10 protein-coding genes are annotated in these 13,698 nt (G+C 72.0%); 4 read left to right on the top strand and 6 right to left on the bottom strand.

The genetic code is table 11. The features are described from left to right. The first annotated feature begins 68 nt into the window (after positions 1 to 68). Together ACFVW8_RS35010 and ACFVW8_RS35005 are read left to right on the top strand one after the other, a co-directional pair. Entirely contained in the window at positions 69 to 2,102 is a 2,034-nt protein-coding gene (locus ACFVW8_RS35010; protein ID WP_389697309.1) for an ATP-binding protein, read from the top strand. A gap of 78 nt (positions 2,103 to 2,180) precedes the next feature. Further along, positions 2,181 to 2,531, top strand: coding sequence for a 5-carboxymethyl-2-hydroxymuconate Delta-isomerase (locus ACFVW8_RS35005; protein WP_389697307.1), 351 nt, complete (start codon positions 2,181 to 2,183; stop codon positions 2,529 to 2,531). 39 nt (positions 2,532 to 2,570) lie between these two features. Here the strand turns inward: ACFVW8_RS35005 and ACFVW8_RS35000 are convergent, their stop codons facing one another. The 4 genes from ACFVW8_RS35000 to ACFVW8_RS34985 form a co-directional block, all read right to left on the bottom strand. Next, a complete protein-coding gene (locus ACFVW8_RS35000) occupies positions 2,571 to 3,293 on the bottom strand; it encodes a TetR/AcrR family transcriptional regulator (RefSeq protein WP_389697305.1) in 723 nt (240 codons plus the stop codon). 59 nt (positions 3,294 to 3,352) lie between these two features. After that, positions 3,353 to 4,441 carry a PDR/VanB family oxidoreductase gene (locus ACFVW8_RS34995; protein ID WP_389697303.1) on the bottom strand — a complete coding sequence of 363 codons (1,089 nt, stop codon included), beginning with the start codon at positions 4,439 to 4,441 and terminating at the stop codon, positions 3,353 to 3,355. Positions 4,442 to 4,443: 2 nt separating this feature from the next. Continuing rightward, complete coding sequence (locus ACFVW8_RS34990; protein ID WP_389697301.1) at positions 4,444 to 5,349, bottom strand: metal-dependent hydrolase; 906 nt, start codon at positions 5,347 to 5,349, stop codon at positions 4,444 to 4,446. 78 nt (positions 5,350 to 5,427) lie between these two features. Further along, complete coding sequence (locus ACFVW8_RS34985) at positions 5,428 to 7,371, bottom strand: hypothetical protein (RefSeq protein WP_389697299.1); 1,944 nt, start codon at positions 7,369 to 7,371, stop codon at positions 5,428 to 5,430. A 284-nt stretch (positions 7,372 to 7,655) separates the two neighbouring features. Here ACFVW8_RS34985 and ACFVW8_RS34980 point away from each other — a divergent pair, with 284 nt between their 5' ends. Further along, positions 7,656 to 9,305 carry an alpha-L-fucosidase gene (locus tag ACFVW8_RS34980; RefSeq protein WP_389697297.1) on the top strand — a complete coding sequence of 550 codons (1,650 nt, stop codon included), beginning with the start codon at positions 7,656 to 7,658 and terminating at the stop codon, positions 9,303 to 9,305. A gap of 16 nt (positions 9,306 to 9,321) precedes the next feature. On the opposite strand, the gene ACFVW8_RS34975 is transcribed toward ACFVW8_RS34980, so the two are convergent. Together ACFVW8_RS34975 and ACFVW8_RS34970 are read right to left on the bottom strand one after the other, a co-directional pair. After that, positions 9,322 to 9,969, bottom strand: coding sequence for a LuxR C-terminal-related transcriptional regulator (locus tag ACFVW8_RS34975; RefSeq protein WP_389697296.1), 648 nt, complete (start codon positions 9,967 to 9,969; stop codon positions 9,322 to 9,324). Next, complete coding sequence (locus tag ACFVW8_RS34970; protein WP_389697294.1) at positions 9,954 to 11,222, bottom strand: sensor domain-containing protein; 1,269 nt, start codon at positions 11,220 to 11,222, stop codon at positions 9,954 to 9,956. Before ACFVW8_RS34970 ends, ACFVW8_RS34975 begins: the two co-directional genes overlap by 16 nt. 248 nt (positions 11,223 to 11,470) lie before the next feature. Here ACFVW8_RS34970 and ACFVW8_RS34965 point away from each other — a divergent pair, with 248 nt between their 5' ends. Continuing rightward, positions 11,471 to 13,627, top strand: a complete 2,157-nt coding sequence (locus ACFVW8_RS34965) for an MMPL family transporter (protein WP_389697292.1) — start codon at positions 11,471 to 11,473, stop codon at positions 13,625 to 13,627. Positions 13,628 to 13,698 lie beyond the last annotated feature (71 nt).

Raw genomic sequence — 13,698 nt, 5'->3', positions numbered from 1 at the left:
GCCCGCAGGTGCCGTGCCGGGCGCGGGGAACGGGGCCCGGCCTCTCCACCTGTTCAGGCACGGTGACGATGGTGAGCTACATCCCCGAGGAGACCACGAGCTTTGTCGGACGGAAGGCGGAGCTGGACCTGATCGAACACGCCCTCGCCGCCGGCCGGCTGACCACCCTCACCGGCAGCGGCGGGGTCGGCAAGACCCGGCTGGCGGTCCGCGCGGCCGGCCGCGCGGAACCGGGCTACCGCGACGGCGTCTGGTGGGCCGACCTCGCCCCGCTCCATGACGACGGGCTGCTCCTGGCCACCGTCTCCGACGCCGTCGGGCTCAGCGACCACACCCTGCGGATGCCCATGGACGTGCTGTGCGAGTGGCTCGCCGACAAACAGCTGCTGCTCGTCCTGGACTCCTGCGAGCACCTGCGCCCCGCCTGCGCCCACCTCCTCGGCGAGATCCTCACCACCTCGCCCGCACTCACCGTGCTCGCCACCAGCAGACAGCCCCTCGACATCAAGGGCGAACAGGTCGTCCAGGTGGAGCCGCTGCCCGTCGAGGGAGACAGCGACGCCCTCACCCTGTTCCGCGAGCGGGCCGCGGCGGCAGCCCCTGGCACCGCCCTCGACGCCCCGGGCACCGCCGCCGCCGCCGAGATCTGCCGCCGCCTCGAAGGTATTCCGCTCGCCATCGAACTCGCGGCGGCCGGCACCGGCCGGCACACCGTCGAAGAGATCGCACTGCGGATCGGCTCCCGCCTCGACCTGCTCGCCGACGCGTCGATCCGGCCCCGGCGCCACCGCACCCTGCGCACCACCATCGGCTGGAGCCACGAGCTGTGCACCCCGCTGGAGCGGCTGCTCTGGGCCCGGCTCACCGTGCTGCGCGGCGACTTCGACGAGGCCGTGGCCGGCGAGGTCTGCGCCGGGGGACCGCTCACCGGGGACGGGGTCCGCACAGCGCTGCGGGGTCTGGTGGCGAAGTCCGTCGTCACGCACGACGGCGTACGCCACCGCATGCTGGACACCATCCGCGAATACGGCCGGATGTGGCTGGCCGAACTCGGCGAGGAACGCGCCGCGGCCGACCGGCACGCCGCCTGCTTCCTGCGACTGGCCCGCAACGCCCACGCGGGGTGGACCGGCGACGACCAGATCAGCTGGTACCACCGCATCGCCGACTCGCACGCCGACCTGTGCGCTGCCCTTGACCACCTGCTCGCCCACGACACCGCCGCCGCCCAGGAGATGGCCGGCCGGATCGGCTTCTTCTGGTGCTGCTGCGGCCACCTGCCGCAGACCCGCGGCTACGCCCAGCGAGCCCTGGACGTCGGCCCGGACCGGGGCCCCCACCGCACCCGCGCCCTGTGGGTGCTCGGCATCTGCGTGATGCTCCAGGGCGACTACCCGGCCGCTGAACGGATCGGTGAGGAGTGCGTACGGGCGGCGGCCGACGACGGGCCGGACGAAGGCGTACTCGCCGCCGCGTATCTGCGCGGCCTCACCCACCTGATGACCGGCCGGCCCGAACTCAGCCTGCAGGTGGCGGCCCGGGTGCTGCGCAGCACCGAGGCCGGCACACCGCTCGAATCGGCCTACCGGCTGCGCTGCCACCTGATCACCGTCTTCGCGCTCACCGGCCTCGGCCGCCTGGACGAGGCCGCGGAGGCAGCGGTCGTCCTGCGCGCGGCCTGCGAGGCGCAGGACGAATGCTGGACCCGCAGCTACGTCGACTACCAGCTCGCACTGATCGCCCTGCTCCAGGGCCGCGCCGATGCGGCCGCCGTGCACGCCCGGTCCATGCTCGCCGGCAAGCACCGCCTCCGCGACAGCTTCGGCATCGCACTCGGCCTGGACATCCTGGCCGCCGCGGTCGCCGCCCAGGGCGAGGGCGCGTACGCCGCCCGGGTGTACGGCACCGGACAGGTCTACTGGCGGATGGTCGGCCACCCCCAGCGCGGCACCCCCGAGCTCGGCCCGCTGCGCGAGGCCTGCGAACGCCAGGCCCGCGAGTCCGTCGGCGACGCCGCCTATCAGCGGGCCTTCGACCGCGGCCGCAGGGACAGTGCGGAAGCCGGCCTCGCCCTCGCCCTGCAGGGCGAACTGCTCACATAGTGAATCCCGCTTGTGCGCCTCTTCCGACCCGGGAAGGGTGGTGGCGTCCCGCCCGTCCTTCCCGCCGAGGAGCCCGCCATGCCGCAGATCGCCATCGACTACTCCGCCGAACTCGACGACGCCTTCGACCGCGGCGGCTTCGTGGCGGCGCTGCACCCGCTGGTCGCCGAGACCGTCAGCACGAAGATCGCCGCCTGCAAGACCCGGTTCCGCCGGGTCGAAGAGGTCGTGGTGGCGGACGCGCCCGGCGGTGACGCGCTCGTGCACGTCGACATCTCGCTGCTGGCCGGCCGCACACCCGAGGTGAAGGCCCGGCTCACGGAATCCGTACGGGACCTGCTGGTGGCCCATGTTCGGTCCGCTGCCGGGCTGACCCTGCACCTCTCGGTCGAGGCGCGTGACCTCGACGCCTCCTACCGCAAGATCTGATCCCTGAGGGCTGTCCCCCGGCGGGACAGCCCTTCGGTGTCAGGGCAGCCGCTGCGGGGGCACGGCCGGCACGGCGGGGGCCAGCGCGGAGAGCCGCACCAGCAGCTCCCCGAACGGGCCGTCCTCCGGCTCCTGCGCCAGAATCCGCAGCACGATGCCCGCCATCTCCCCGTCGTACGCGGCGCTCACAGCGGCCAGCGCCGCGAAGTCGTGCACCAGCTGCAACTCCAGCTCCACGCGCGGGATATGGCGCCCGTCCAGCCAGATCAGGGCCGTCGACTCGGCGAGTGACACCCAGGACCGGACGACCAACTCCAGCCGGGCCGGGGGTTCCTCGACCCCCAGATGGGCCAGGATCTGCTCGCAGGCCGCCTGCCGGACGCCGTCGATCATCGCGTTCGCCGTCGACGAGCCCACGGCCGGGCCGCCCCGCATCAGCGCGGCGAAGCCCGGACCGTGCTCGTCGACGAAGTCGAAGAACCGCCCCATCACCCGCAACAGCCGTGCACCCAGGGGGCCTTCGCGCGGTTCCAGGAAGCGGGTCGCCAGCTCGTCGGCCGCCCGCCGCAACGCCGCCTCGTACAGGCTCTGCTTGCCCGGGAAGTAGTGGTAGACCAGCGGCCGCGAGATTCCGGCGGCGGCCGCGATCTCGTCGATCGACACCTCGTCCGGTGAGCGGTGACTGAACAACTCCAGCGCGACACCGATCAGCTGCTGCCTGCGCTCCTCGACGCCCATCCTGCGCCGTACCCCGGTCGTCATGAGGAACAGGGTACCGACCGGCCCGGCCGGGGCTCGGCCCCCGGGTCCCCGGCCGGCGTCTACAGGTCCAGCACCAGCCGCTCGCCCCGGCACCGCGACACGCAGAGCAGCATCGATTCCGCCCGCTCCGACGCGTCGAGCAGATCGTCCCGGTGGTCCACCTCGCCCTCCAGGACGCGCTGTTGACACGTACCGCAGAAGCCCTGCTCGCAGGAGTACGCGATGTGCGGCAGTTCGTCGCGCACCGCGGCCAGCGCCGACTGGCCGGCCGCCACGGCGACCGTGCGGCCGGAGCGGCGCAGCTCCACCTCGAAGGGGGCGGAGCCGGTGGCGTCCTTCGGTGCCGCGGCGAAGCGCTCCAGGTGCAGGGTGCAGCCGGGCGGGAGTGCGGCGGCGACCGCGTCCATCAGGGGCCCGGGTCCGCAGCAGTGGACCGCCGTGCCCGGCGCCGCACCGGCCAGCGCCGCCGCGACATCCGGATGGCCCGCCTCGTCCTGCGGTACGACGGTGACCCGGCCGCCGTCCGCGTCCAACTGCCCGATCTCGTCGAGGAACGGCATCGTCGCCCGGCTGCGGCCTCCGTACAGCAGCCGCCAGTCCGCTCCGGAGGCGGCGAGTGCGCGCAGCATCGGCAGGATCGGCGTGATGCCGATACCGCCCGCGACGAACAGGTACGCGGGTGCGTCCGCCAGCGGGAAGCGGTTGCGCGGACCGCGGATCTCGATCTCCCGGCCTGCGTGGAGCAGTTCGTGTACTTCCTTGGAGCCGCCCCGGCCGTCCTCGGCGAGACGGGTCGCGACGGTGTACGTGTCCGGGTCGGCCGGGTCGCCGCACAGCGAGTACTGGCGGACCAGACCGGACGGCAGCACCAGGTCCAGATGGGCGCCGGGCTCCCAGCGCGGCAGGCCGGAACCCTCCAGGCGGAGCAGTACGACACCGTCCGCCGGAGTGGTCCGCTCGGTGACGACCAGCCGCCGGCCGGTGGTCGAACGGCGCAGGGAATGGCCCGAGACGGGCTCGTCGAGCGCCGGCAGCGGCCACAGCGGGGACTTCTCGATGCGCCGGCGCATCGCCCGCTTGGCGAGCAGCGCGGCGCCGGCCACCGCGACGACGGTACGCAGCCGGGGGAGGGGGAGGGAGCGCGGCATGGTCAGGGGGCCTCCGTCGTGCGGGCCTCGGCGGCGACAGCGGCGGGCGAGTGGGCGAGATATTCGACGGCCTGCGCCGTGCTGCCCTCCTGCGTGGGGTGGTAACCGCGGCTCAGATAGCGAGGGATGGAGCGCAGCATCGACGGGGTGCTGGGCAGGGTGCCGCGCCTGCCGCTGCCGTAGAACTGCCGGAAGGACGCCTTGCCGTCCAGCAGGCTCGGGTCGTTCTCCATGAAGAACCGGGCACCGCGCTGCCAGAGGAAGGCCAGTGCGGAGAACGCCGTCGCCCAGGTCCGCACCCGCCGCCGGTACCCACCGTCGACATGCATGAACACATCGAAGGCGACCGACCGGTGCTCGACCTCCTCCGCGCCGTGCCAGCGCAGCAGATCGAGCATCGTGGGGTCGGCGCCGTGCCGGTCCAGCTCCTCGGCGTTCAGGATCCAGTCACCGAGGAACGCGGTGTAGTGCTCGATCGCCGCGATCGTCGCCACCCGCTCCATCAGCCACCACCTGCGCGCGCGGCCCGGCGGCAGCGTCCGGTCGCCGAGCAGCTTCTCGAAGAGCCAGTCGACCTGGGCCGTGTACGGGGTCGGGTCGAGGCCCAGCTCCTTCAGATGCGGGAGCACGTCGTCATGGGCCTGGGAGTGCATCGCCTCCTGGCCGATGAACCCGATGACGTCCTCGCGCAGCTGATCGTCGTGGATGTACGGGAGCACCTGGCGGTACACGTGGATGAACCAGCGTTCCCCCGCCGGAAGCAGCAGATGGAGCACGTTGATGGTGTGCGTGGTGAACGGGTCGCCGGGCACCCAGTGCAGGGGCGTCCTGTCCCAGGCGAAGGAGACCCGGCGGGCCTTGAGCGCGATCCGCTCCGACGCGACCGCCGCTGGCTGCGTGTTAGACATGTTGTCAATGTACTGAGGGGTAGGCCGGGGGGACAGGGGCATGCGACGAATTCCTGAGCCCGTTCCCGACGGGCCGGCTCACCGCAGCGCCCCGACCCGACTGCCGTCCGCCAGCAGCCCGTTCAGCCGCGCCCGGTCACCCGCCCTGGCCGGCACCGCGAGCAGCCGCCCCCGCGCGCTCCCCGTCACCCCGCCCGACGTGGTCAGCGAGGTGAACTGCTCACTGCCCGCCGCGAGCACGTACCAACGGCCGCCGTGCGACTTCCACAGCACGCCCGCAAGAACCCGCGGAGTGCGCGTCCCGCACGCGGGCGAGTCCTCGGAGCGCGCCGCGACCGCTCCCGGGGGCCGCTTCCCCGGCGGCCGTGCGGACGGTGCCTGGAACTGGGCGAGGACCCGGCTCCCGGAGCCGCGCCAGGTCTCCGCCCGGGTGCACAGCCAGCGGGCCGAACCGCCCCCCTCGGGCAGCGGCTGCGTCGCGTACGCCCACGAGTTCACCGACCGCACGCCGTGCGAACGCACCGCCGGCAGCAGACACGCGGTCCGCGCCCAGCTCTCCAGCTCCGCCCGGCCCGCCACATCGTGCGGCTTCGAGGGCGGGCCCGAGGTCAGCCGGGCCGGGGCGAGTTCACCGAGATCCGTCACCAGCCGGTCCGTGGTGCCGTCGGCCAGCTGGACTGCGTCCCAGGACCGGCAGCCGCCCGTGGCCGCCGGGGCGGCCACCGCGTCGGTCACCCCGTCCGGGGCGCGGCGCAGTGCGCGCGGCGCGTGGTCCGGGGCGAGCAGATCACGTACCGACACCTTCCGCACCCAGGGCGCCGTCAGATAGCGGACCCGGCCCTTGGAACGTTCCACCACGAGGGCGCCCGCCGAGGCGCTGTCCGCCCCGTCGACCCGCGCGAAGTCGAGCGCCGCGCCCTCGGACGGATCCGCGTTACGGGGTTCCGCGTACCGCACGACGCGCAGCCCGTCGTAGAACAGCACCACCGCGGACGCGCCCACCTCGCCCGCGTACAGCAGCTGCGGAGCCCCCATCGGCGGCCCCGCCGGCGTCCGCGGCGTCGCAGACGTCCGCACCCCGCCGCCCGGCCGCGCCCATACCGTCAGCGCCCGCCGCAGCAGCCCGGTGTCCTCCGTGCGGTCGCCGCGGGTGGGCCAGGCGGTGAAGTCGGTGCGCGGCGAACGCCGCCAGAACGCGGCCGTCACCACTCGCAACGCCCCCGGATCCAGGGCCTCCTCGGCGGCCGGATTGCGCGCGTACGACGGTGCGGACAGCGCCCCGCGTCCCCATCCGTTGCCGGGCAGCCCCAGCAGCGTCCCGCACACCAGCAGCGCGGCGGTGGCGGCCAGTGCGGCCCGCACATATCTGCGGCGGCGGGCCAGATCCGGCGGCCTTGCGTGCAGCGAGCACGGATCGAACTCGGGTGAGGCCAGCAGCGCGTAGGGCGCCGACACCCCGTCCGCCGCCCGCAGCGCCGCATGCGGGTCCGCCACCCCCGCGGCGGCGAGCTCCCGCCGGACCTCGCCGTCCGCGAGCGACTCCAGACCACGCAACACGAACGCGGCACGCCCCGGCCCGCCGACCGCGGACAGCCGCTGCTCCAGCGCGAGTTCATCCGCCCCGCCGGAGTGCGGGAACAGCCGCAGCCCCCAGACCAGCGGAAGGGCGGACGGCAGTGGGGCGCGCCGCGCCCGCAACCGCCATGGCCTCCCCGCCGCCAGCGAACGGCGCAGCACCTGCCGTCGGACGTACGCGTAGCCGGAACCGGGTGGTGCCGCGCGGCCGGCATGACGCGGCAGCGGAACGTCCGGGCCGTCCGCCGGACCGGCCCTGCGCGCGGACTGCAGGGCCCGTTGGGCCAGCGCGTGCGCGGTGAGCACGCGCCGGCTGCGGCTCAGTGAGGGCGGCAGGACGAGATAGCCGATCCGGACCAGTCGCGGGTAGTGCGCGACGAGCGAGGCCTCGGCCTGCTCCGCATCGACCGGGGCGGCGGCTGAGGGTACCTCTGGCAGTGGGCGCACATTCAGCTGAACGAGCGAATCGTGCGATGGTCACTCCGGGCCGGGCTGCCCGGGAGAGCAGAAGCCTTCCGACTCGATGCGGCGAGCTGGATCAACGGCTGACCGGACGGCCGACCGGACGGCTGGCCGGACAGCTGACCGGATGGGGTGAGCACTTGGACTTTACGCACAATAGATAGGACGTATCTGGCAGGCGCCCTTCCCGGCGGGCGTTCCTTGCGGCACCATGCACGCGTCGACACCCAAGAGATCCGACCACTCGTGGTCGGGAATGGGAGGGAACCATGGCACGACGCCCGCATGTGCTCAGTGCGCTCGCACTGGCGGCCGCCGCCGCGCTCATCCCCGTACAGGCCACGGCGCAGCAGTCCGCGCAGCCCGCCGCCCCCTGCAGTGCGCCGGTGAGACCCGCGTCGCAGATGACGGTCGAAGCGTGCGACAGCCCCGAACGGATCATCGAGAAGGCGGCGAACATCGTCCCCACTCCGGGTCAACTGGCCTGGCAGCAGCGGGACGTCACCGCCTTCACGCACTTCGGGATGAACACCTTCACCGGCCGCGAATGGGGATCCGGCACGGAGGACGAGAAGCTCTTCGCGCCGAAGAGCATCGACGCCGACCAGTGGATGCGCGCCTACAAGGCCGCCGGCATCAAACAGGTGATGCTCACCGTCAAGCACCACGACGGCTTCGTCCTCTACCCCAGCCGCTACACGGACCACTCGGTCGCCCTCAGCCCCGGCAGCCCCGATGTCGTCGCCCTCTATGTGAAGGCCGCCCGCAAGGCGGGCCTGAAGGTCGGCCTCTACCTCTCGCCCTCCGACGGCGCCGAACTCCCGCACGCCTGGCACGCCGAGTGGGTCGAGAAGATCCGCGCCAAGCAGGCCGAGGGTGAAACCCTGAGCCTGCCCGAGCAGATGGCGCTGGAGGACGGTGACCGCGCGCCCGCCGGTCAGGGCCGCTTCGGCAACGGCAGCGCCGTCACCGAGCGCACCATTCCCACCCTCGTCCCCGGCGACGACCGCGCCGCCCGGGTGAAGAGCGGCAAGCTGCCCACCTTCAAGGTGAAGGCCGACGACTACGACGCGTACTACCTCAACCAGCTGTACGAGATCTTCACCCAGTACGGCCCGGTCGAGGAGCTGTGGCTGGACGGCGCCAACCCCTGGTCCGACTCCGGCATCACGCAGAAATACGACGTCAGGCAGTGGTTCGACATGGTCAAGGCGCTGTCGCCGAACACCGTCGTCTTCCAGGGCCCGCAGGGCGTGCGCTGGGTCGGCAACGAGTCCGGCACCGCCCGGGAGACCGAGTGGAGCGTCACCCCGCACACCACCGATCCATGGACGGGCCTGGGCAGCCTCCCCAACGACTCGACCGACCCCGACATCGGCTCCCGGGACAGGCTCCTCGACCCGGACATCAACTACCTGCAGTGGTACCCGGCCGAGGCCGACGTCTCCAACCGCCCCGGCTGGTTCTACCACCCCGACGAAAAGCCCAGGACAGCAGCGCAGTTGATGGACCTGTACGAGAAGAGCGTCGGCCGCAACGCCTCGCTCCTGCTCAACGTCCCGCCCGCGCCGGACGGCCGGATCGCCGACGAGGACGTCGCCTCACTGACCGCTTTCGGCGCCGACCGGAACCGGGTCTACGGCTCCGACGTACGCAAGCAGGGCCCGGGCCCCTACACCTTCGACCGGGTCGCCGTCCGTGAGGACATCCGGCACGGGCAGCGGGTGGAGAAGTTCGCCGTCGAGGCCCGGATCGAGGGAACGTGGCAGCGGATCGCCGAGGGCACCACCATCGGGCACGAGCGCATCCTGCCGCTGCCCGCGTCCGTCACCGCGTCCGCGGTGCGGGTCAAGGTGCTGGAGTCCAGGGCGAAGCCGTATCTGGGGGCGACGACACTGCACCTCACCACCGCGCCCTGACCCGCGCCCGGACGTCCTAACCCCGGTCCAGATACGCGAGTACCGCAAGAACGCGGCGGTTGTCGTCGTCGGAGGGCGGCAGGCCGAGCTTCCCGAAGATGTTCGAGGTGTGCTTGGCCACCGCCCGCTCCGTGATCACCATGTGCGAGGCGATCGCCGCGTTCGAACGGCCCTGGGCCATCTGTTCCATGACCTCGCGCTCGCGCGGCGTCAGCCCGCCCATCGGCTTGTCCTGCGAACGCCGCGACAGCAGCTGCGAGATCACCTGCGGATCCATCGCGGTACCGCCCGCCGCCACCCGGCGCACCGCGTCGATGAACTGGTCGGCGTCGAAGACCCGGTCCTTGAGCAGATAGCCGATGGCGCCGTTGCCGTCGGCCAGCAGCTCGCGCGCGTACAACTGCTCCACGTGCTGGGAGAGCACCAGCACCGGCAGGCCCGGTCTGTCCCGGCGGGCCGCCAGCGCGCACTGCAAGCCCTCGTCCGTGTGGGACGGCGGAAGCCGGACGTCGACAACGGCGACATCCGGCTTCAACTCGGCGAGTGCTCGGGTCAGTTCCGGTCCGGTCTCGACGGCGGCCGCGATCTCGAAGTCGTACGCCTCCAGCATGCGCACCAGGCCGTCGCGCAACAGAAAGAGATCTTCGGCTAGGACAACTCGCAAGGGATCTCCATGGTCACCATGGTGGGACCGCCCGCGGGGCTGCTGACGGCCATGATGCCGTCGAATGTACCGAGTCGGCGTTCGACTCCGCTCAGGCCCGAGCCCGATCCGGCCGCCGCACCGCCCTTTCCGTTGTCCGTGACGGAGACCCTCAGCATGTGGTCGGCATGGTGCAGATCCACCCAGATCCGGTCCGCGCCCGAGTGCTTCGCGGCATTCGTCAGGAGCTCGCTGACCGCGAAGTACGCGGCCGACTCGACCGGTGCCTCCGCCCGGCCGCCCAGTTCCACCTCGACCTCGGTGCCGATGGGCATCCGCAGCGCCAGCGCCTTGACCGCGTCCCCGAGCCCGCGCTCGGCGAGAACCGGCGGGTGGATACCGCGCACCAGATCACGCAGTTCCGTGAGCGCCTCCGCGGACGATTCGCGGGCCATCGCCAGAAGCTTCTTCGCCTGGGCCGGGTCCTTCTCGATCAGCGCCTCGACGGTCCCCAGATTCATGCCCATGGCGACCAGCCGGGCCTGCGCCCCGTCGTGCAGATCCCGTTCGATGCGGCGCAGCTCCGAGGCCGCGGTGTCGACCGCCTCGTGCCGGGTCTCGGTCAGCCGGTCGATGCGCAGGGCCAGCTCCTGCTCATGGGTGGGGGCCAGCACCGAGCGGGCGATCATGAAGTGCGCCTGCAGCAGCCGCTCGCTCAGCAGCACACCGGTCGCGAAGAGCGCCACCCCGAGCGCGGCGGCGGCGAGCCCCGTCGCCTGGCTGTCGACCGGGACGAACGCGTACCAGTACCGGTCGTCCGTGAAGACCCGCCACAGTCCCGCCGCCAGGACGAAACCCTCCACCGGGTAGAGCATCAGCGCCGCCGCCACGATCGACACCACGTAGCCGGCCGTCATGTCGACCAGGAGCCACTGCATGTCCCGCCAGGTCGCCGGGTCCTTCATCAGCAGCCCGGTCCGCTCCACCTGCCCGGTGAAGCCGCTGCGGACATCCTCGGGGAACGGCCGGTACGGCACCGGGATGCGGACGTCCGACCAGGTGATCGCCAGCAGCCGGCGCTGATTGGCGTGCTTGCGGACCGCCGACATCACGTACGGGGTGGTGACCAGACCGATACCCAGCGGGATGAAGGCGATGGAGAGCACCGCCAGGACGAACAGCGTGACCGACCCGACGATCGAGGCGAACGACAGCGCCAGTCCGCGCCCAGCGGCCAGCAGTGCGGCCCTTATCCGTCCGTGCGACGTGTTCATATCGGTCCTTCGTCCCTTGCCGGCACTCGTGGCAGCCCCGGTCCGCACACAGTCTGACGCGTCGGGCGGCCGCACCGTCAGCCGTTCCGCCACCCAGCGGGGGTGTACCCAGCACCACCCCCGTGACCTCGCCCTACGTCACGCGGAGTGGGGGTCCCGACGGCTGGGGCGGCGGGGCCCGCGTTCCTAGATTCGACGTGTCTTCTCCGACGACTCTTCCAACGACGATTTCAGGGGGCGAACACGCCATGAGGCGTAATCTCGCGGCACGTATCGGTGTGTGGAGCGCACACCATCGAAAGACGGCCATTCTCAGCTGGCTGCTCTTCGTCGTGCTCGCCGCGGGCATCGGCGGTGCGTCGGGCATGGTCGAGATGACCGACGCGGAGAACGGCGCGGGCGACTCGGCCCGCGCCGAGCAGATCCTCTCCGACGCCGGCCTCAGCCACCGGGCGGGCGAGCTGGTCATGGTGTCGTCGGCGCAGCCGGACGGCTGGCGGACCGCGGCCCGGGAGCTGACCACGGCCCTCGGCAGGACCGGTGAGGTGACGGGCCTCGCGGCGCCGGTCGCGTCCAAGGACGGCAAGGACGCACTGATCACCTTCGAGATGAAGGGGGACGCGGCCACCGCGTCCGACCGGGTGCAGCCGGTCCTGGACGCCGTGGACGGGGTCCAGAAGGATCGGAAGGACGTCACGGTCCACCAGTTCGGCGACGCCAGCGCGGGGAAGTGGCTCGGCGATCTGCTCTCCGACGACTTCATGAAGGCCGAGTTCACCGCCGTGCCCCTGGCGCTGGGCATTCTGCTGGTCGCCTTCGGCGCCGTGGTCGCGGCCCTGCTGCCCGTCGGGCTCGCGCTGACCGCGTGCATGGCCGCCTTCGGCCTGCTCTCGCTCGCCAGCCACCAGTTGCATCTCTTCCAGACCACGTACTCCGTGATGTTCCTGATGGGCTTCGCCGTCGGCGTCGACTACTGCCTCTTCTACCTGCGGCGCGAGCGGGACGAGCGGGCCGCGGGACGGGATGCCGAGACGGCGCTGCGGATCGCCGCGGCGACCAGCGGCCGCTCCGTCCTGGTGTCCGGGCTGACCGTCATGGTCGCGATGGCCGGCATGTTCCTGTCCGGACTCCTGCTGTTCAAGGGCTTCGCCCTCGCCACGATCATCGTGGTCTTCATCGCGATGATGGGCTCCGTGACGGTACTGCCCGCCCTGCTGTCCTGGCTCGGCGACCGGATCGACGCCGGACGGGTGCCGCTGCTGAACCGGCGCGCCGAGCGGGGTGCACACGGTACCCGGGGTACGAAGCAGAGCGGCGGGATCGCCGGCAAGCTGCTGCGGCCCGTCCTGAACAGGCCCAAGTTCTTCGCCGCCCTCTCGGTCGTCGTCCTGCTCGTGCTGGCAGCGCCCGCCGCCGGTATGAAGACCGAGGAGCTCGGCCTGGAGAAGCAGTTCGGCTCGGACTCCCAGCTGTCGGTCGCCTACCGGCACATCAGCGACACCTTCCCCGGCGGCCCCGCCCCGGCCCAGGTGGTCGTCGAGGCGGACAACATCGAGGCCCCCGCCGTACGCAAGGCACTCGCCGGCTTCGACAAGGTCACCGTCCACCGGGCGCAGAACGTCGCGGAGATCGAGGTCCCGCTGCCCCACGGCGAATCCGATCTGACCGAACTGCGCGAGAAGAAGCTGCCTGCCGCGTTCGACGCAACGGGCGCCCGTTCCTATGTGACCGGTGAGGTGGCCGGGTCCACCGACTTCAACGACCAGCTGAAGCGCGGCATCGTCCCCGTCTTCCTCTTCATCGCCGTGGTGACCTTCCTGGTGATGCTGTTCTGCTTCCGCAGCTACGTCATCGCCGTGACCGCGATCCTGCTCAACCTGCTCTCGGTGGCCGCCGCATACGGAGTGATGGTCGCCGTCTTCCAGCACGGCTGGGGCGCCTCGCTGATCGGCTCGGAGGGCGTCGGCGCGATCGAGTCCTGGATGCCGCTGTTCGTCCTCGTCGTCCTGTTCGGGCTCTCGATGGACTACCACGTCTTCGTGGTCTCCCGGATCCGCGAGGCCCACGGGCGCGGACTCGGCACCCGGGCCGCGATCGACGAGGGCATCCGGCGGACGGCGGGAGCGGTGACCGGCGCGGCCGTGATCATGGTGGCGGTCTTCGCGGTCTTCGGGACGCTGTCCATGCAGGACATGCAGCAGATGGGTGTCGGCCTGGCCGTCGCGGTGCTCCTGGACGCGACGATCGTACGGATGGTGCTGCTGCCCTCAGTGATGGCGCTGCTCGGGGAGCGGAACTGGCGCATCCCGCGCGGGCTGTCCCGGCTGCCCACCCTGGACCACAGCGAGCCCGAGCCGGAGCCCGGCCCCGCGGCGGCCCCGCTGGGAACGGGACTGCGCGGCTGACCCGGCCGGACGGCCCGCACACACGGGGGCCCTGGTTCCGGTACGTACCGGAACCAGGGCCCCCGTGTGTG

The organism is Streptomyces sp. NPDC058221, from assembly GCF_042882365.1.
Taxonomy (GTDB): Bacteria; Actinomycetota; Actinomycetes; order Streptomycetales; family Streptomycetaceae; genus Streptomyces.
The sequence above is the reverse complement of the archived record's forward strand: the minus strand, read 5'-3'. Positions and strand labels throughout refer to the sequence as shown.

Coding starts and splice junctions, on each gene's coding strand:
- ACFVW8_RS35000 (WP_389697305.1), bottom strand. CDS start 3,293: ATGACGACCGGGGTACGGCGCAGGATGGGCGTCGAGGAGCGCAGGCAG.
- ACFVW8_RS34995 (WP_389697303.1), bottom strand. CDS start 4,441: ATGCCGCGCTCCCTCCCCCTCCCCCGGCTGCGTACCGTCGTCGCGGTG.
- ACFVW8_RS34980 (WP_389697297.1), top strand. CDS start 7,656: ATGGCACGACGCCCGCATGTGCTCAGTGCGCTCGCACTGGCGGCCGCC.
- ACFVW8_RS34965 (WP_389697292.1), top strand. CDS start 11,471: ATGAGGCGTAATCTCGCGGCACGTATCGGTGTGTGGAGCGCACACCAT.
- ACFVW8_RS34990 (WP_389697301.1), bottom strand. CDS start 5,349: ATGTCTAACACGCAGCCAGCGGCGGTCGCGTCGGAGCGGATCGCGCTC.
- ACFVW8_RS35010 (WP_389697309.1), top strand. CDS start 69: ATGGTGAGCTACATCCCCGAGGAGACCACGAGCTTTGTCGGACGGAAG.
- ACFVW8_RS35005 (WP_389697307.1), top strand. CDS start 2,181: ATGCCGCAGATCGCCATCGACTACTCCGCCGAACTCGACGACGCCTTC.
- ACFVW8_RS34970 (WP_389697294.1), bottom strand. CDS start 11,222: ATGAACACGTCGCACGGACGGATAAGGGCCGCACTGCTGGCCGCTGGG.